This window comes from Aureibacillus halotolerans (assembly GCF_004363045.1).
GTDB classification, from domain to species: domain Bacteria; phylum Bacillota; class Bacilli; order Bacillales; family DSM-28697; genus Aureibacillus; species Aureibacillus halotolerans.
The window spans coordinates 1-18,111 of sequence record NZ_SNYJ01000023.1; the positions used below are offsets into that span (position 1 = coordinate 1).

Below are 18,111 nucleotides of genomic sequence, written 5' to 3' on the forward strand. Positions count from 1 at the left end.
ACGTGGAGCTGACGGATACTAATCGATCGAGGCCTTCTCTTCAATTGATTTTTGTTTCAACCGTGTGTGTCGGTATCTAGTTTTGAAGGATGATCTTTTTTCAAAAAAGCTATTGACTTTTCGAAAGAAAAGCGATATACTCATCCTTGTCATTTTAATAAATTGTCTGGTGGCGATAGCGAAGAGGTCACACCCGTTCCCATGCCGAACACGGAAGTTAAGCTCTTCAGCGCCGATGGTAGTTGGGTTTCCCTGTGAGAGTAGGACGCTGCCGGGCAAAACAAACAGAGAGGTTACGCAGGATGCGTAACCTCTTTTTGTATTCTATTCTTTATGAAACTTGAAAAGACATGAGTTGCTCTAGTGCGCATACACTGTTTTAGTAGTAAGAGGAGGGATATGAATGGAAGGTAATGAATGGATACACATTATTGAAATACCAGAAGATTTTCATGTTATGCTTGTACGTATTCTTGTCGCTCTCGTGTTAAGCGGACTTGTTGGTCTGGAACGGGAAGTAAGCAAAAGACCAGCAGGATTTCGAACGCATATATTGGTTGGTATGGGTGCTTGTATGATGATGCTTCTATCATTATACGGGTTTGAAGAGTTCATTGAGAACTATGACAATGTTCAATATGATCCAGCGAGGATTCCTTCTTACGTCATTAGTGGTATAGGCTTTTTAGGTGCAGGCACGATTCTTGTGAAAGGGGCAACGATTCGTGGGCTAACGACCGCTGCTTCAATATGGGTTGTTGCAGGACTAGGCTTAACAGTAGGCGCAGGTCTATATACATTAGCTATTCTTTCAACTGTTGTTGTGCTGTTAAGCTTGATGTTTCTCAATCGATTAGAAACACTCCTTTTTAAGCATGGTGCAGAGGAAATCATTCATATCGTTGTTCCAAAAGATGGGCAGCATTTAGCGGAGTTGTTACGTATTATTGAAGACTATGGAAAGATTCGCAATGTGAGAACAAAGGATTTAGTTGCTGGAGACGGGAAAGAGCGACTAAAAGAATACAAGTTCACAGTTTTGTTTGCTGAATCTGAAGGACGCATTAAGGTGTTGGATGCATTGTCCATCGTGGAGGTTGTTAAAGAAGTCTATTAGATATCAGATGATTAAGACATTTCGTTGAGGACATAATGAAGAGAAGGCTTCATATTTGCAAATGGTTAGCGATCGAACGTATAATAATCATCATAGTCAAAAATAGTCAAAGTCCTGAATTGAAGGGAGGGAAACGATGAAAAACATCTCAGACATCATAGAAGACTACCTTAAACAAGTTTTTCAGTTATCTGAGAACGATGCGGTAGAAATTAGGCGGCATGAAATAGCAGATCGTTTTCAGTGCGTACCCTCTCAAATTAATTATGTGATTAAAACAAGGTTCACTGTGGAAAAGGGCTATATTGTTGAAAGTAAACGTGGCGGTGGAGGCTACATTCGGATTACGAAGATTGAGCATGAGGACCACCTGCATATGCTAGATCAAATGCTACGATTGATCGAAGGAAACGGATGTACTCAAGCGTCAGCGGGGCATATTCTTGGCCGTTTATATGAGGAAGGGGCATTGAGCAAGCGTGAGTGTCAGATTTTATTGAATCTCATGGATCGTTCTGTGCTTGATTTGCCGATAGAACAACGGGATATATTACGAGGCAGAATGCTTCAATCTATTCTGCAAACTCTTAAATATAAAATGTAAGGATGGGGGAGCTACATGGAGTGCGAAGTTTGTCATCAACGCTCCGCTACAGTTCATTTTACACAAATTATTAATCATGAGAAATGGGAGAAACATTTGTGTGAGGTATGCGCTCAGGAGCGAGAAGACCAACCGTCTCAAGGGCATCACCAAGGTTATACCATTCAAGATTTATTATCAGGCATCTTTGGTTACGGACAGGACGCATTCGCGTTTCATAAGCAGAAACAGCACGTCACGTCGAATGAGCCTCTTTGTCCAAAATGCAATATGACCTATGCACGTTTCCTCAAAACAGGAAAATTCGGCTGTGCCCAATGCTATGATACGTTTAAAGACCGATTAGATCCTGTTTTACGACGTGTTCATGCAGGGAATACAACACATAAAGGGAAAATTCCAAAGCGTGCAGGACAGGAATTAAACGTAAAACGGCAAATCACTGAGTTAAAAACGGCCATTCACGAGCTTATCGATAAAGAAGAGTTTGAAAAAGCCGCGGTTCTTAGAGATGAAATTCGTTCCTTACAAGGGAAGTTGAAGGAAGGGGATCAGTAACGATGTCGTTGCATAAGTTTATTCAACAGGCGTTAAGTCCCTGGCATCTAAAGGGAGGGCCCGATAGTGATATTGTCATGAGCTCCCGTATCCGCTATGCCAGGAACCTGAATCGTTATTCCTTCCCGACCGTTGCAGGAAGCGAGGAATTGCAAAACGTTCTAAACCAAGCGAAAACAAATGTAATGCCCCATGAGTATGGGGATGTTGGGCGTTTGTCTATGCTAGAAATGAGCGACCTTAAAAATATTGAAAAGCGTGTCCTGATGGAAAAACAGCTCATATCTCCCAATTTGGCTGGATCAGAGAAATCCTCAGCAGTATTGCTGTCTGACGAAGAAAACATTAGTTTGATGGTGAATGAGGAAGATCATTTTCGTTTGCAGTGCTTGTTCCCTGGTTTTCAGCTGACGGAAGCGTTGGCTGCAGCCAATCAAATGGATGACATCTTAGAAAATCATTTGGAGTACGCATATGATGAGGAAAAAGGATACTTAACAAGCTGTCCAACCAATGTTGGCACAGGCATGAGAGCATCCGTAATGATGCACCTTCCCGCACTAATCATGAGTGGAAGAATGAATACGATTATATCAGCAATTAATCAGCTAGGCATTGCGGTTCGTGGAATTTATGGAGAAGGCTCTGAAGCCCAGGGAAATGTATTTCAAGTGTCGAATCAATTAACATTAGGAAAATCTGAAGAAGACATCGTTGACGATCTGCAAAGTGTAGTTTATGAGCTGATCCAAAAGGAACGGGAAATGCGAGGCGCTATGCTCGATACATCTCGGGTTCAATTGGAAGACAGAGTGTGGAGGTCCTATGGCATTTTGTCACACAGCCGTGTCATTCAAAGTGCTGAGGCTGCTAGCTGTTTATCAGATGTAAGGCTAGGCATAGACCTTGGTTTCATTGACGGTCTGTCTCAGAGTATACTTAGCGAAGTAATGATTCTAATGCAGCCGGGGTTTCTTCAGCAGTATGCGAACGAGGCCCTCGAACCAAAAGAAAGAGACATTCGAAGAGCCACATTGATTCGAGAACGTGTAAAGCTCGAAAAGATTTAAATATAAATTTTGGGAGGCTGATCCGTATGATGTTTGGACGATTTACAGAACGTGCGCAAAAAGTGCTCGCGTTAGCACAAGAGGAAGCCGTACGTTTAGGACATAACAATATTGGCACAGAACATATTCTGCTAGGCTTGGTCCGCGAAGGCGAAGGCATCGCAGCAAAAGCTTTATCCGCTCTTGGACTAGGCGCAGAAAAAATACAAAATGAAGTCGAAGCGTTAATTGGGATGGGGCAGGAAGCATCTCAAACGATTCATTATACACCTCGTGCAAAAAAGGTCATTGAGCTATCAATGGATGAGGCCAGAAAGCTTGGTCATTCCTACGTGGGCACAGAGCATATATTGCTTGGATTGATTCGCGAAGGTGAGGGTGTTGCTGCGCGTGTATTGAATAATCTTGGTGTCAGTCTCAACAAAGCACGCCAGCAAGTACTCCAGCTTCTAGGAAGCAATGAAGGAGGAAGTGGTAGTCAGGCAGGCTCTGCGGCGAGTGCAAGCACGCCTACGTTAGATAGCCTGGCGCGTGATCTTACCGCCATCGCTCGTGAAGACCATCTTGATCCTGTGATTGGCCGAGGAAAAGAAATCCAGCGTGTTATTGAAGTCCTCAGTCGACGCACAAAGAACAATCCAGTTTTAATTGGCGAACCAGGGGTTGGGAAAACCGCTGTTGCAGAAGGGCTCGCTCAACAAATTATTCAAAATGAAGTTCCAGAGATATTACGCGATAAGCGTGTGATGACGCTAGACATGGGTACCGTTGTGGCGGGTACGAAATACCGTGGTGAATTCGAGGATCGTCTCAAAAAAGTGATGGATGAAATTCGCCAGGCAGGTAACATTGTTCTTTTCATTGATGAGCTTCACACGCTTATTGGTGCAGGCGGTGCAGAGGGGGCAATTGATGCTTCCAACATTTTAAAACCATCCTTGGCACGCGGGGAGTTGCAATGTATTGGTGCCACGACCCTAGATGAGTACCGGAAGTATATTGAAAAGGACGCGGCCCTTGAACGTCGCTTCCAGCCGATTCAAGTCAACGAACCGACAACGGATCAGTCTATCCAAATTCTTCAAGGGTTGCGTGATCGTTATGAAGCCCACCACCGTGTGACGATTACCGATGAAGCTATTGAGGAAGCCGTTGCGCTATCAGATCGTTACATTTCTGATCGTTTTCTTCCGGACAAAGCCATTGACCTCATTGATGAGGCGGCTGCCAAAGTCCGCTTGCGTTCGTATACAGCACCACCTGATATGAAAGAGCTTGAACAAAAGCTAGAGTCGATTCGCAAGGAAAAGGACGCGTCAGTGCAAAGCCAGGAATTTGAGAAGGCAGCGTCGCTTCGCGATACAGAGCAGCGTTTACGTGAAGAGCTTGAAGAGACGAAAAAAACGTGGAAGGAAAAGCAGGGGCAAGAAAACTCAGAAGTCACCAAAGAAGACATTGCCCTTGTGGTTTCCAGCTGGACGGGTGTGCCCGTATCAAAAATCGCCCAAGAAGAAACGGAACGTCTCTTAAATATGGAAAACATTTTGCATAACCGGGTCGTTGGGCAGGATGATGCAGTCAATGCAGTCGCGAAGGCCGTACGCCGCGCAAGAGCAGGCTTGAAGGATCCGAAGCGTCCGATTGGCTCGTTTATCTTCTTAGGCCCAACAGGGATCGGGAAATCCGAGCTCGCGCGTGCGCTTGCTGAATCCATGTTTGGCGACGAAGAAAACATGATCCGGATCGACATGTCCGAATACATGGAGAAGCATTCCACTTCTAGACTCGTTGGATCACCTCCAGGCTATGTTGGTCATGAGGAAGGTGGGCAGCTGACGGAAAAAGTTCGCCAAAAGCCTTACTCAGTCATTTTGCTTGATGAAATCGAAAAGGCGCATCCAGAAGTGTTCAATATTTTGCTTCAGGTTCTAGAAGATGGTCGTCTCACCGATTCAAAAGGGCGGACGGTTGATTTTAGAAACACGATCGTTATTATGACATCAAACGTTGGGGCGAGTGAGTTAAAACGCAATGCGTATGTTGGTTTTAACCTCCAGGATACGGGTCAGGACTATAAAGAAATGAAAAGCAAGGTGATGGAGGAGCTCAAGCGCTCGTTCCGTCCAGAGTTTCTTAACCGTATTGACGAGACGATTGTGTTCCATGCGTTACGCAAGGAGCATGTGAAGGAAATCGCGCAAATGATGGTGAAGCAGCTACAAAAACGCTTGCTTGACCAGAACATTGATTTCCATATGACACCTGCAGCACTTGACAAGGTAGCTGAAGAAGGCACTGATTTAGAGTACGGCGCACGTCCGCTACGTCGAGCTCTACAGAAACAGGTTGAAGATCGCTTGTCTGATGAGCTTCTCAAAGGCAACATTGAAAAAGGCCAGAAAATTACCTTAGGTGTGGAAAAAGGCGAGTTTGTTGTTCGCACAGAAAAACCAGTTGCTTCAAAATCATAAATCATTCAATAGCGAGAAGTCCTTATGACGGGACTTCTCGTTTCTTTATGTGGTTCAAGCTGATAAACTACGATGAGAAGGCGTCTCGTTATAATGAATCAGGAAAGAGCAGTCATAACAAAAGGGGGTTCTGTCATTGGCAAAAACAACTACGCAGTTTGTGTGCCAGGATTGTGGCTACGTATCACCAAAATGGATGGGGAAATGCCCAGCTTGCCAGGCATGGAATACGCTCGTCGAGTTTCGTGAGGCGAAAGCGGGTCGGGGGAGTTCAAGGGGCCACTTCACAACAGGGGATACGAATGTATCCGCTAAGCCAACATCCATTACAGCTGTTGAAACGATAAAAGAACCGCGTTTTATGATTGAGATGAACGAAATGAATCGCGTCTTAGGTGGCGGTGTTGTGCCAGGCTCTTTAGTGCTTATCGGCGGAGATCCGGGCATAGGGAAGTCAACCCTATTATTGCAGATCTCGGCACAGGCAGCGAGAAGCTCACAGAAGGTATTGTATGTGTCAGGAGAAGAATCTCAGAAACAAACGAAATTAAGAGCCGACCGTCTGCATATTCTAGAAAAAGAGCTGTATATTATGTCTGAGACAAACCTTACGTTCATTTTACAAGCGGTGGAAGAGGCGCAGCCGACCATGGTGGTCATCGACTCTATTCAAACCGTTTATCATGATGAGATTACGTCTGCCCCAGGCAGTGTTTCTCAAGTACGAGAATGTACAGCTGAATTGATGAAACTCGCAAAAACCAAAGGCATAGCCATTTTTATTGTCGGGCATGTGACCAAGGAAGGGGCCATTGCTGGGCCGAGACTGTTGGAGCACATGGTGGATGCAGTCCTTTATTTTGAAGGCGAGCGGCATCATGCTTATCGTATTTTGCGAGCGGTTAAAAATCGGTTTGGCTCAACGAATGAGATGGGCATTTTTGAAATGAAAGAGGAAGGTCTAAAAGAGGTAACCAATCCGTCCGAAATTTTCCTTGAGGAGCGATCAAAAGGAGCGTCAGGCTCAACGGTCGTCGCATCTATGGAAGGCACGCGTCCGATGCTTGTTGAAATACAGTCGCTTATATCACCGACAGCTTTTGGAAACCCTAGGCGGATGGCGACGGGGATGGATCATAACCGTGTGTCGCTTATAATGGCTGTGCTTGAAAAGCGAATGGGCATGCTCCTCCAGCATCAGGATGCGTATTTAAAAGTTGCAGGCGGAGTAAAGCTAGATGAACCGGCTGTCGACCTCGCTGTTGCTGTCAGCATAGCCTCAAGTTTTAGGGACCATCAATGTCGGGCAGGGGACATCCTCATAGGTGAAGTTGGTTTGACAGGAGAAGTTCGCCGCGTTTCAAGGATTGAACAACGAGTGCAGGAAGCCGCCAAGCTTGGCTTTGAGCGCGTGATTCTTCCTGCGAGAAATATGAGCGGCTGGCAGCCTCCCAACACAATTGAAGTCGTTGGGGTAGAAACGGTTGAGGAGGCGATGCAGCACGCACTAGGAGGCGCTTAATTGAAGTTACCAGACGATGCTGCTATTTCTTTAAAGCAAATGCTTGGTTATATATCTCCTGGCACGCCTTTGCGAGAGGGCATTGAAAATGTATTGCGTGCCAATACAGGGGGATTGATCGTTGTTGGTTACAATGAAACAATGCGACGTCTTATGGATGGCGGCTTCCGTATGGATTGTACATACACTCCATCCGCCTTATATGAGCTAGCCAAGATGGACGGAGCAATCGTCCTGACAGATGATGGCGCGCGTATTCTTTATGCCAACACCCAACTCACGCCTAATGTGTCCATTGGAACTTCCGAAACAGGAATGAGGCATCGAACAGCGGAACGTGTATCAAAGGAAACAGGGAAACTAGTTGTCGCCATCTCTCAGCGTCGACAAGTGATTACGCTGTATCGAGGCGTGGAAAAATATGTCCTTCGAGATATAGGTGTCATTCTAACGAAAGCAAACCAGGCGGTACAAACATTAGAAAAGTATAAAATTGTCTTTGATCAAGCTTTAACCGATTTTAGTGCGTTAGAATTTGAAAAGCTCGTTACTTTATCTGAGTTGCTCGTAGTGGTTCATCGAATTGAAATGCTTATGAAAATTCGCAAGGAAATTTTGGAATACGGTGTCGAGCTTGGTGTTGAGGGCCGGCTCATCAAGCTGCAGTTAAAAGAGATTCTTTCTGAAGTAGAAAAGGAAGCCTTGCTGCTTTTAAAGGATTATTGCCAAACAACGAGCACAAATGCACAGCAGATTATTGATGTTTTGCAGGAAGGACGAGGAGCGACATTGGTAAAGGATCAGGTCCTCGCTAAATTGCTTGGTTATCCTTCATCTATGGAAAACAACAAAATGATTACACCAGCGGGTTATCGGCTGTTAAGCAAGGTGCCCCGTTTGCCTGCTACCTTAGCTCATGCAATTATTAACCAATTTGGCGATTTCAATCAAATTGTATCCAGTACGCAGGAGGCATTCACGAAAATTGAAGGTATAGGTGAGGTGCGTGCAAAAGCGATCGCAGACGGCATTAACCGCTTAAAAGAGCAGGTCATAATGGATCGTTCAATGTAAGAAAACGGTCCATTTGGTGGCTCAAAGGGTAGTTGACAATAAAATAGGCTGTATGATAACATATTTAGTTTATTGATAATTGACAGAATATTTAACCCGTGCTAAGCTAAGAATGGGGAAAAGTAGGCTCCAAAATCTTTTTTAAAGAAATCGTTTCAAAATGAATATTTTGTTAATAATGGTAGAGGAGGTGATAGGTATGTTAATGAATACAGTTCGGCTGTTTTGGGTCGTCATTGGTGGAAGCCTAGGTTATTTGTATTACCCTGAAATTGTTATCCGTATGACAGATCAAGTGATGGATGGATGGTTGTACTCTCCGTATCTCGGGTTGGTTTTAGGCGCTCTTATACTATTTCTTCTTACATTTCGTATCAGCCGTTCAATGGCAACAGGTATTCGAATGCTTGAAGAGAAGTTAGTAGGTGCACCTGTCATTGATGTCCTGTTTGGAAGCTTAGGACTGCTTGTTGGGTTATTCCTTGCATTTTTGGCATCACTCCCCCTTCACGATCTTGGGAGTCAATTAGGTACGATGCTGTTTTCGTTTGCTGTTGTCTGGCTCACGTTCATTTTAGGCTACTTAGGTTTTCGGGTTGGGTATAAGAAAAGAGATGAATTGTATAATCTATTTGCAAGAGCGCAGCGCGATAAAAAGAAAGTGAACCCGGATGAAACTGAGGATAGGGGTCATGAGCTTAAAATTTTGGATACAAGTGTCATTATAGATGGACGTATTGCGGATATTTGTAAAACGGGGTTCCTTGAAGGGACGTTAGTCATTCCTCAATTTGTCCTAGAGGAATTGCAGCATATAGCAGATTCATCGGATGTACTTAAGCGGAACCGAGGTCGTCGTGGACTTGATATTTTGAATAAAATACAAAAAGAATTAAAAATTAAGGTTGAGATTTACGAAGGCGATTTTGACGATGTTCACGAAGTGGACAGTAAGCTGGTCAAATTAGCCAAGCTTGTCACAGGTGTTGTGGTGACAAATGATTTCAATTTAAATAAAGTATGTGAGCTTCAAAATGTAGCTGTTCTTAATATTAATGACCTTGCCAATGCGGTGAAACCCGTTGTCCTTCCAGGTGAAGAAATGACGGTTCAAGTAATTAAGGATGGGAAAGAACAAAATCAAGGCGTGGCTTATCTTGATGATGGAACGATGATTGTTGTGGAAGAAGGTCGCCATCACATTGGAAAACGAATTGAGGTTCTTGTCACGAGTGTGTTGCAGACGTCTGCAGGTCGTATGATTTTTGCGAAGCCTAAGCTGCTCGAAAAGGCGCTCTAATTTCAGGCTGATGAGAAACGCTCGCTTTCTTTGTTGCATTGTCTTGAGCGGTGCTCATTGCCCTTATGGCAACTCCGCTCCTCTCAAGGCTTCGCGCCTTGAAAGACAAGCGTTTTCATTCAGCCTGAAAGGTAGGGGATGAGAAACGCTCGCTTTCTTCGTTGCATTGTCTTGAGTGGTGCTCATTGCCCGCAAAAGCAACTCACTCCTCTCAGGCCTTCGATCTAGGTAAGCCCTGCAAAGGCATCGCTTTGACTAAAAAGCACTGCGAATTTTAGAAAAGCAGTCCATTCCTCATCCGAGAGTGGGCTGCTTTTCTCTATTCGTTTTTTAAGCCGTACCTGAGCAAGAAAAAAGAGTCATAAATCAAAAGTTGCCACTAGCGAGACTCCAGTGATAAAAAACACGATAAGGTCTTCTCGAGTCGATGATGCACTTATGCCATTTAGGGTGAATCGAAGTATTCTGACGAAGCTGTCTGAGGGGCATCAAGCTTCTTATGCTAGACAAGCACGACGCAGTTTGTCTTAAGCTAAATGGAACACAACTGAAGTGATCGTATGACCTTTCCATCCTATGAAATGGAGGGATTCACGAAATTCCAGTTTCGCTTCCATCGTACTCCTTGTTTCATACGATTTATGGTATAGTATTGCATATGCGAACAGTATAGCGTCATTATGATTGATAGTGATATATTTTCTGGCTTTCGCCCTTGGGCGTTGGCTATTTACGTTCCACATATGAACGATAGACTAAAGGCAGGTTGCTATGAAATATACAGTGGTGATTCCCGCGGCAGGCTATGGAAAACGGATGAAAACCAAACAAAGTAAGCAGTTTTTATTGCTCAGGCGCAAGCCCTTAATTGTTTGGACGCTAGAATGCTTCATGGCGGACCCCAATTGCGAAGAGTTGATTGTTGTCATCAATCGTGACCATGAGCAGGACATGAAGCAATTGCTAGCACAGTATGAATTGCAATCGCGAGTCCGCCTTGTGCATGGTGGAAAAGAGCGTCAGCACTCTGTGGCACTTGGGTTAAAGGCTGTGCACTCAGAGGCAACAATGGTGCTCGTACACGACGGAGCGCGACCTTTTGTTACACATGCGATGATTTCAGAACTGACAGCGAAAGCTTCTAAAGTTGGCGGAGCGGTTCCGGCAGTTCCCTTAAAAGATACGGTGAAGCGTGTGACTGGCGATGTCATCCAGGAAACCCTTGACCGCTCTCAACTATGGGCGATACAAACCCCTCAAGCGTTTTTGAAACCTGTTATAGAAGAAGCGCATCGATATGCAGAAGAGGCAGGTTTTCTCGGTACAGATGAAGCGAGCTTAGTAGAGAAAATCGGCAAATCTGTGTCAATTGTTGCGGGGTCGTATCGAAATATAAAAATTACTACGCCTGAAGATTTAGTTTTGGCAGAAGCTTTTATTGAGGGAGAGGAACAATGAGGATAGGACAAGGGTTTGATGTACATCAGTTTGAACAAGGCCGACCACTCATTATTGGTGGTGTTGATATCCCTCATTCGATGGGGCTGGCGGGGCATTCGGATGCGGATGTATTGCTTCATGCCATTTCGGATGCATTGCTAGGTGCTGTAGGGGAAGGCGATATCGGCAAGCATTTCCCTGATACGGACCCAAAATATAAGGATGCGGATTCGAAAAAACTGCTCCAGCATTGTTATGGCCTGGTGAAAGCAAAAGGCTTTACACTAGGTAATTTAGACGCTACGATTATTTGCCAGAAGCCAAAAATGGCACCCTACATTTCTACGATGAATGCGACGATTGCGTGTTTGCTAGAAAGCGAAGTGGTTAATATTAATATAAAGGCGACCACAACGGAAGCGTTAGGTTTTGTTGGTAGAGAAGAAGGCATTGCGGCACAAGCCGTTGTGCTTTTAAAGAAGGATGACAATTAGTAAAAGCGATCTTGAGAAGACAAAAAGAATCACTACTACAATAAAGAAGGTGAATGGAATGACAGTGCGTGTGCGATATGCACCAAGTCCAACAGGTCATTTGCATATAGGGAATGCGAGAACAGCGCTTTTTAATTATTTGTATGCGCGAAGTAAAGGCGGTACGTTTGTTATTCGCATTGAAGATACGGATGCCAAACGGAACGTGGAAAACGGGGAGCAAAGTCAGCTTCAGTATTTAAAGTGGCTCGGCATGGACTGGGATGAAGGGGTTGACAAGCCAGGTGAATTTGGTCCATACCGTCAATCTGAGCGGAATGATATTTATAAAACGTACTATGATCGTCTTCTTGAGGAAGGCAAGGCGTATTATTGTTATTGTACAGAAGAAGAGCTCGAGCAGGAGCGTGAGGAACAACGTGCGCGCAATGAAATGCCGCGATACTCTGGGAAACACCGTGACTTGACCGAGGAGCAGCGTCAGCAGTACGAAAAAGAAGGACGCCAACCAAGTATTCGCTTCAAAGTGCCTGAGGGGCAAGTGATCCGCTTCGATGACGTCGTCAAAGAAGAGGTGTCTTTTGAGACAGACGGCATTGGCGATTTTGTGATTGTGAAAAAAGACGGCATTCCTACATATAATTTTGCCGTCGCGGTTGACGATCATTTGATGGAGATTACGCACGTGCTTCGTGGCGACGATCATATTTCCAACACGCCAAAGCAGATTATGATTTTTGATGCTTTTGGCTGGGATAAACCTGTGTTTGGTCATATGACATTAATTGTGAATGATCAACGAAAAAAGTTGAGCAAACGTGACGAATCCATCATACAATTTATTGAGCAGTATGAATCTCTTGGTTATTTACCTGAAGCGTTATTCAATTTCATTACACTCCTCGGATGGTCGCCACAAGGGGAAGAAGAGTTGTTTACGAAGGAAGAGTTTATCGACATCTTTGACCCAGCACGTCTGTCCACGTCACCTGCTGTGTTTGACAGCCAAAAGCTTGCTTGGGTGAACAATCAATACATGAAAAAAGCGGACTTTGAGAGGGTTGTCAATATTACGCTTCCGCACCTCGTAAAGGCAGGTAGACTGCCTGAGCATATGGATCATGACACCCAGCAATGGGCACGAGAGCTCATTGCTTTGTACCAGAATCAAATTAGTTACGGGGCTGAGATTGTAGAAGTGAGTGCGCTTTTCTTCCAGAAGGAGATTGAGTACTCCGAAGAAGCCAACGTTGTCCTTGCTGAAGAGCAGGTGCCAGAGGTTATCCATGCGTTTCAGGAAGAATTGAAGGCACTGGAGGCGTATGAGCCTGCAGAGATTAAAGCAGCCATTAAACGCGTTCAAAAGGCGACGGGACATAAAGGGAAAAAGTTGTTTATGCCAATCCGTGTGGCGACAACGGGTCAAACACACGGACCAGAACTCCCTGAGTCAATTTATCTAGTTGGCAAAGAGACTGTGCTAGCACGATTGGCAAGTTCTTTGTCTTAATTGCAAGAGACCAATCGAGTGTGACAAATATGAAATCGTTGACGAGGATACAACGGTCGTATTGGCTAGTCCCAGAGAGAGCCTGAGTTGCTGAGAAGGCTTACCTGCTACCGTCCGTTTGCCCCTTCGAGAGCCTTTCCGAACACCTGTCAACAGGAGAAGTAGGAAAGGACGGTTCCTGCCGTTATAGGAGTAAGCTGGGCGAAATGAAAGATCGCCAAGCAGAGTGGAACCGCGCCATAAAGCGTCTCTGTAGCCTCAATCAGGCACTGAGGCGTTTTTTGGTGTCTCGTCGCGCAAGGCCATCATTGGAGATCAACCTCTCATCACTAGACCAACAACCTCTGCGAGTGCACCATGCGATGAGAAAAGCTTTTATCGGGGGAGGAGAACGTATGTGGAGTGTCATTAAGCAGGACCTTGACGTCGTCTTTGATCAGGATCCTGCAGCGCGAAATAAATGGGAAGTGATCTTGACGTATTCTGGGCTCCATGCCATCTGGTTTCATCGATTGGCCCATGTCTTTTTTAAGCGTCGTCTCTATTTTGTTGCGAGAGTCATTTCGCAGTGGAGCCGCTTTGTGACAGGTATTGAAATTCACCCAGGGGCAACGATAGGAAGGCGTGTATTTATCGATCACGGCATGGGTGTTGTGATTGGGGAAACCTGTGAAATCGGAGACAATGTAACGATCTTTCAAGGAGTGACACTCGGGGGGACTGGCAAGGAAAAAGGCAAGCGGCATCCGACAATTGAAAGCAATGTGTTGATTGCTGCGGGCGCAAAGGTGTTGGGCTCCATTACTGTAAGAGAACATGCAAAAATAGGTGCCGGTTCAGTCGTTCTTCGCGATGTACCGGAAAATTCAACTGTTGTAGGGATTCCAGGGCGTATCGTCGTTCAAGATGGCGTTCGTTTAAGTAACCAGCTGGATCATTCGAATTTGCCTGATCCGGTTTTAGAGAAATTTAAGCAGCTTGAAAAAGAGATTCGTGAGCTGAAGGAAGAATTGCACGAAGCAAAGAAAGGGGCGTCATTATGAGTTTGCATTTATTTAATTCGCTCAGTCGAAAAAAAGAAGCGTTTGTCCCTCTAGAAGAAGGAAAAGTAAAGATGTATGTCTGTGGTCCGACCGTATACAACTACATCCATATCGGCAATGCGCGACCTCCCATTGTGTTCGACACGCTACGCAGATACCTTGAATTTCAAGGCTATGATGTTCATTATGTCGCCAATTTTACAGACGTTGATGATAAATTAATTAAAGCAGCGAACGAACTTGGCGAGGATGTTCCTACAATTGCAAATCGGTTTATTGATGCATACCACGAAGATGTGGAAAGGTTAAATGTAAAAAAAGCAACAACACACCCTCGTGTGACTGAAAATATGGAGGACATCATTGCCTTTGTTAAGGCGTTGGTGGAGAAAGACGTGGCGTACGAATCGAATGGAGACGTGTATTTCAAAACTCGTTCATTTGATGGGTACGGAAAGCTGTCTCATCAATCCGTCGATGCGTTGCGCTTAGGGTCGCGCATTGAGGTTGGCGAGCAGAAAGCAGACCCACTCGATTTTGTGCTCTGGAAAGCCGCAAAACCTGGTGAGATCAGCTGGGAATCTCCGTGGGGTCATGGACGACCAGGCTGGCATATCGAGTGCTCGGCAATGATTAAGAAGTACCTTGGCGACACGATTGATATCCATGCGGGTGGCCAAGACTTGATTTTTCCGCATCATGAAAATGAAATTGCCCAATCGGAGAGCATCACTGGAAAGTCATTTGCAACATACTGGCTTCATAACGGGTACATCCAAATTGACAATGAAAAAATGTCTAAATCACTTGGGAACTTTGTACTCGTTCATGATATGCTCAAGAAATACGACGCACAGGCGATTCGCTTCTTCCTTCTGTCCGTTCACTACCGCCAGCCAATCAACCTTAATGCTGAAACGATTGAAGCGGCGACGAATTCGCTTGAGCGTATCCAAACGACGTACCGAAACCTCCAGCACCGTCTTGAAAAGACAGCCGACCTTGCGGATGACAACGTATGGATGGAAAAGGCTGTGAAGGCTATGGATCAATTTAAGGCAGCAATGGACGACGATATGAATACAGCCAATGCCATTACAGCTATATTTGATTTCACCCGTGAAGCCAACGCGTATATTGAACAGAAAAACGCTTCAAGCGCTGTGTTGAACCAATTTATTGATACATTCGACATGATGGCAGGTGTACTTGGTTTTGTCTTACAAGAGACCGAACTTTTGGATGACGATATCGAGGCGTTGATTCAGGAACGGCAGATGGCGCGAAAACAAAAGGACTACAAGCGTTCTGACGACATTCGCGATCAGTTGAAAGCGCAGGGGATCGACCTTGAAGATACCCCACAAGGTGTCCGTTGGAAAAGGGTTCGGCAATGACAAAGGCGATTGATATCATGTCTTTAAATGGGGTGACGCTGGCATATATGGGTGATGCTGTATATGACCAGGTCGTCCGCCATCATCTCCTGGAGTTAGGGCTTGAAAAGGTAAATGACCTCCATAAGACAGCCACGACGTATGTTTCAGCGAACGCACAAGCCTTTATTCTATTTAGGCTCATAGAAAACGATATGTTGACGAATGAAGAGCGTGCTGTCGTCAGGCGAGGCAGAAACGCTAAGTCAGGTGCCCCGCCAAAATCAGCCGATGTACAAACGTATCGGCACGCGACAGGGTTCGAGGCGCTACTAGGATACTTGTATTTAAACGAAGAGAATGAACGGCTAAAGCAGTTATGTGCGCAGGCCTTTTCTTTTATTGAACAGCGAGACGGAAAGGTGTGAACAAGATGGAGGAGCAAGAATGGATTACAGGTAAAAATCCAGTCATTGAGGCATTACGAGCAGGGCGCTCTATCGAAAAGATTCTGATTCAAAAAGGCGCTCAAAAAGGCCCAATGAAAACGGTACTGAGCTTGGCAAAGGATGCAGGTCTTGTCGTTCAGGAAGCCCCAAAAATGAAGCTTGATCAGATTTCGGAGCATCCACATCAAGGCGTGGCAGCGCTCGTGGCTGCCTACACGTACAGCAGCATCGACGATATTTTAGCCAAGGCAGAGAAAAAAGGCGAGCTTCCTTTTGTTCTATTATTGGACGAGCTTGAGGACCCTCACAATCTGGGTTCAATATTGCGAACCGCTGACGCTACGGGTGTTCACGGCGTCGTCATTCCAAAACGGCGAGCGGTTGGTCTCACGCAAACGGTAGCAAAAACAGCCGCAGGAGCGATGGAATATGTGCCTGTGGCAAGAGTGACAAATATTTCGCGGACCATTGATGAGCTTAAGGAACGAGGTTTTTGGATTGCGGGAACGGCTGCCGATGGTGATACGGACTACCGAGCACTTGATGTCAATATGCCTTTTGGGTTAGTGATTGGCAACGAAGGCAAAGGGATGAGCCGAATCGTCAAAGAAAAATGTGATTTTCTGGTTAGCCTGCCGATGAAAGGCAACGTATCCTCGTTGAATGCCTCTGTAGCTGCCGCGTTGCTGATGTATGAAGTGTTCAGAAAACGTCATCCTTTAGGGCAATAAAGGATGAACGTTCTTTTAGTAGATGGCTATAACATGATTGGTGCTTGGCCGGAACTTGCCAGGCTGAGGGAAAAAGACTACGAATTGGCAAGGAACAGGCTCATTGACATGCTATCTGAATATCGTGCGTATACCGGCTATCGTGTCATCATTGTGTTTGATGCCCATTTGCAAAAAGGAACGGAAAAAAAGCATACGCGAGCGAACGTTGAAATCATCTATACGAAAGAAAACGAGACAGCAGATGAATACATTGAAAAGCTTGCCATCTCCTTACGAAATATAAAAACACAAATTCATGTGGCAACGTCGGATTTTACCGAACAATGGAGTATTTTCGGTCAAGGCGCATTGCGCATCTCAGCCCGAGAGCTCTTAAGGGAAATTCAAGAAATTAAAGGGGATATCGGGCGATCAGTAAAAAAAAACCATCAGAAAAAATTGTCGAATCGGATCTCGATGTCAGAAGATGTCGCACAAATCTTTGAAAAATGGAGGCGTAGAGACCGATGAGAGGTTGACGCCTTATTTTTAATTGCTGTATAATTATTCTGAAAAAGAGCAAAGAGTCGGAGGGATATGAGTGAGCCTGCATCTTGACAAATTGGACATACGACCATTGGAAAAGATGGAAGACGAAAGTGTTGTTGAATTGGTACAGCTTGGAGACGTGGAAGCCCTTGACTATCTAATTAACAAATACAAAAATTTTGTCCGCGCCAAAGCAAGGTCGTATTTTCTCATCGGTGCCGATCGTGAAGATATTGTGCAGGAAGGTATGATCGGGTTGTTTAAAGCCATTAGAGATTACAAAGAGGACAAGCTTGCCTCATTTAAAGCCTTCGCAGAGCTTTGCATCACTCGGCAGATCATCACGGCAATTAAAACAGCCACTCGTCAAAAACACATTCCACTTAATTCATATGTGTCCTTGGACAAGCCTATCTATGATGAGGAATCAGATCGGACATTGTTGGACGTGCTTACAGGGACGAGAGCGTCGGATCCAGAGCAGATGCTGATCACTCGTGAAAAGTTTTATGACATCGAGGTAAAAATGACCCAGCTTTTAAGTGATTTAGAGCGAAAAGTTCTCGCGCTCTATTTAGATGGTCGCTCATATCAGGAAATTTCAGTCGATCTAAATCGGCACGTCAAGTCAATTGATAACGCACTCCAGCGAGTGAAGCGTAAGCTGGAGAGATACCTCGAAATCCGTGAAATTACCTTATAAAGTCATTCGCAGCTTGCGGACAGCGTAAAAAATAGAAAAGTATTAGGTTGTATGAAAACGCTTGTCTTATATCAAAGTCCAAAGACTTGAGAAGAGCGGAGTTGCCACAAGGGCAATG

The 18,111-nt window shown here is 45.0% G+C and carries 17 protein-coding genes and 1 rRNA gene; all 18 read left to right on the forward strand.

What is annotated here, in order from left to right; all coding sequences use genetic code 11:
* Positions 1-165 precede the first annotated feature (165 nt).
* The 18 genes from rrf (at position 166) to sigH (ending at position 17,993) form a co-directional block, all read left to right on the forward strand.
* Positions 166-277, forward strand: a 5S ribosomal RNA gene (gene rrf / locus EV213_RS18290).
* Between the two features lie 126 nt (positions 278-403).
* Positions 404-1,117, forward strand: a complete 714-nt coding sequence (locus EV213_RS18295) for an MgtC/SapB family protein (protein ID WP_243740266.1) — start codon at positions 404-406, stop codon at positions 1,115-1,117.
* Positions 1,118-1,253: 136 nt separating this feature from the next.
* A complete protein-coding gene (locus tag EV213_RS18300; RefSeq protein ID WP_133582020.1) occupies positions 1,254-1,721 on the forward strand; it encodes a CtsR family transcriptional regulator in 468 nt (155 codons plus the stop codon).
* A gap of 15 nt (positions 1,722-1,736) precedes the next feature.
* The gene (gene mcsA, locus EV213_RS18305; protein ID WP_133582021.1) at positions 1,737-2,279 is read left to right on the forward strand and encodes a protein-arginine kinase activator protein McsA; all 543 of its coding nucleotides are present in this window, start codon (positions 1,737-1,739) and stop codon (positions 2,277-2,279) included.
* Between the two features lie 2 nt (positions 2,280-2,281).
* Complete coding sequence (mcsB, locus tag EV213_RS18310) at positions 2,282-3,349, forward strand: protein-arginine kinase McsB (protein ID WP_133582022.1); 1,068 nt, start codon at positions 2,282-2,284, stop codon at positions 3,347-3,349.
* A gap of 26 nt (positions 3,350-3,375) precedes the next feature.
* Positions 3,376-5,820: an ATP-dependent protease ATP-binding subunit ClpC gene (clpC, locus tag EV213_RS18315; protein ID WP_133582023.1), complete on the forward strand. Its 2,445-nt coding sequence runs from the start codon at positions 3,376-3,378 to the stop codon at positions 5,818-5,820.
* 136 nt (positions 5,821-5,956) lie between these two features.
* On the forward strand, positions 5,957-7,342 hold the full coding sequence (gene radA / locus EV213_RS18320) for a DNA repair protein RadA (RefSeq protein ID WP_133582024.1): 1,386 nt from the start codon (positions 5,957-5,959) through the stop codon (positions 7,340-7,342).
* A 39-nt stretch (positions 7,343-7,381) separates the two neighbouring features.
* Positions 7,382-8,416 carry a DNA integrity scanning diadenylate cyclase DisA gene (gene disA / locus EV213_RS18325; protein ID WP_133582093.1) on the forward strand — a complete coding sequence of 345 codons (1,035 nt, stop codon included), beginning with the start codon at positions 7,382-7,384 and terminating at the stop codon, positions 8,414-8,416.
* Between the two features lie 199 nt (positions 8,417-8,615).
* A complete protein-coding gene (locus tag EV213_RS18330; protein ID WP_133582025.1) occupies positions 8,616-9,716 on the forward strand; it encodes a PIN/TRAM domain-containing protein in 1,101 nt (366 codons plus the stop codon).
* A 771-nt stretch (positions 9,717-10,487) separates the two neighbouring features.
* Positions 10,488-11,174 carry a 2-C-methyl-D-erythritol 4-phosphate cytidylyltransferase gene (gene ispD / locus EV213_RS18335; protein ID WP_133582026.1) on the forward strand — a complete coding sequence of 229 codons (687 nt, stop codon included), beginning with the start codon at positions 10,488-10,490 and terminating at the stop codon, positions 11,172-11,174.
* The gene (gene ispF, locus EV213_RS18340) at positions 11,171-11,650 is read left to right on the forward strand and encodes a 2-C-methyl-D-erythritol 2,4-cyclodiphosphate synthase (RefSeq protein WP_133582027.1); all 480 of its coding nucleotides are present in this window, start codon (positions 11,171-11,173) and stop codon (positions 11,648-11,650) included. The genes ispD and ispF overlap by 4 nt, the downstream gene beginning before the upstream one ends.
* Before the next feature lie 58 nt (positions 11,651-11,708).
* Positions 11,709-13,160, forward strand: a complete 1,452-nt coding sequence (gltX, locus tag EV213_RS18345; RefSeq protein WP_208112783.1) for a glutamate--tRNA ligase — start codon at positions 11,709-11,711, stop codon at positions 13,158-13,160.
* A 395-nt stretch (positions 13,161-13,555) separates the two neighbouring features.
* A complete protein-coding gene (cysE, locus tag EV213_RS18350; protein ID WP_133582094.1) occupies positions 13,556-14,203 on the forward strand; it encodes a serine O-acetyltransferase in 648 nt (215 codons plus the stop codon).
* Positions 14,200-15,600 carry a cysteine--tRNA ligase gene (gene cysS / locus EV213_RS18355; RefSeq protein WP_133582029.1) on the forward strand — a complete coding sequence of 467 codons (1,401 nt, stop codon included), beginning with the start codon at positions 14,200-14,202 and terminating at the stop codon, positions 15,598-15,600. The genes cysE and cysS overlap by 4 nt, the downstream gene beginning before the upstream one ends.
* Positions 15,597-16,007: a Mini-ribonuclease 3 gene (locus EV213_RS18360; RefSeq protein ID WP_133582030.1), complete on the forward strand. Its 411-nt coding sequence runs from the start codon at positions 15,597-15,599 to the stop codon at positions 16,005-16,007. Before cysS ends, EV213_RS18360 begins: the two co-directional genes overlap by 4 nt.
* 5 nt (positions 16,008-16,012) lie before the next feature.
* Complete coding sequence (gene rlmB / locus EV213_RS18365) at positions 16,013-16,759, forward strand: 23S rRNA (guanosine(2251)-2'-O)-methyltransferase RlmB (RefSeq protein ID WP_133582031.1); 747 nt, start codon at positions 16,013-16,015, stop codon at positions 16,757-16,759.
* 3 nt (positions 16,760-16,762) lie between these two features.
* Positions 16,763-17,272, forward strand: coding sequence for an NYN domain-containing protein (locus EV213_RS18370; protein WP_133582032.1), 510 nt, complete (start codon positions 16,763-16,765; stop codon positions 17,270-17,272).
* A 70-nt stretch (positions 17,273-17,342) separates the two neighbouring features.
* Positions 17,343-17,993, forward strand: coding sequence for an RNA polymerase sporulation sigma factor SigH (gene sigH / locus EV213_RS18375; RefSeq protein ID WP_133582033.1), 651 nt, complete (start codon positions 17,343-17,345; stop codon positions 17,991-17,993).
* The last annotated feature ends 118 nt before the right edge of the window (positions 17,994-18,111 follow it).

Excerpts from the sequence above, each read along its gene's own strand:
- ispF (WP_133582027.1), top strand. The coding sequence starts at position 11,171 with ATGAGGATAGGACAAGGGTTTGATGTACATCAGTTTGAACAAGGCCGA.
- EV213_RS18330 (WP_133582025.1), top strand. The coding sequence starts at position 8,616 with ATGTTAATGAATACAGTTCGGCTGTTTTGGGTCGTCATTGGTGGAAGC.
- EV213_RS18295 (WP_243740266.1), top strand. The coding sequence starts at position 404 with ATGGAAGGTAATGAATGGATACACATTATTGAAATACCAGAAGATTTT.
- cysS (WP_133582029.1), top strand. The coding sequence starts at position 14,200 with ATGAGTTTGCATTTATTTAATTCGCTCAGTCGAAAAAAAGAAGCGTTT.
- cysE (WP_133582094.1), top strand. The coding sequence starts at position 13,556 with ATGTGGAGTGTCATTAAGCAGGACCTTGACGTCGTCTTTGATCAGGAT.
- mcsA (WP_133582021.1), top strand. The coding sequence starts at position 1,737 with ATGGAGTGCGAAGTTTGTCATCAACGCTCCGCTACAGTTCATTTTACA.
- EV213_RS18360 (WP_133582030.1), top strand. The coding sequence starts at position 15,597 with ATGACAAAGGCGATTGATATCATGTCTTTAAATGGGGTGACGCTGGCA.
- EV213_RS18370 (WP_133582032.1), top strand. The coding sequence starts at position 16,763 with ATGAACGTTCTTTTAGTAGATGGCTATAACATGATTGGTGCTTGGCCG.
- rlmB (WP_133582031.1), top strand. The coding sequence starts at position 16,013 with ATGGAGGAGCAAGAATGGATTACAGGTAAAAATCCAGTCATTGAGGCA.
- gltX (WP_208112783.1), top strand. The coding sequence starts at position 11,709 with ATGACAGTGCGTGTGCGATATGCACCAAGTCCAACAGGTCATTTGCAT.
- ispD (WP_133582026.1), top strand. The coding sequence starts at position 10,488 with ATGAAATATACAGTGGTGATTCCCGCGGCAGGCTATGGAAAACGGATG.
- mcsB (WP_133582022.1), top strand. The coding sequence starts at position 2,282 with ATGTCGTTGCATAAGTTTATTCAACAGGCGTTAAGTCCCTGGCATCTA.
- clpC (WP_133582023.1), top strand. The coding sequence starts at position 3,376 with ATGATGTTTGGACGATTTACAGAACGTGCGCAAAAAGTGCTCGCGTTA.
- disA (WP_133582093.1), top strand. The coding sequence starts at position 7,382 with ATGCTTGGTTATATATCTCCTGGCACGCCTTTGCGAGAGGGCATTGAA.
- EV213_RS18300 (WP_133582020.1), top strand. The coding sequence starts at position 1,254 with ATGAAAAACATCTCAGACATCATAGAAGACTACCTTAAACAAGTTTTT.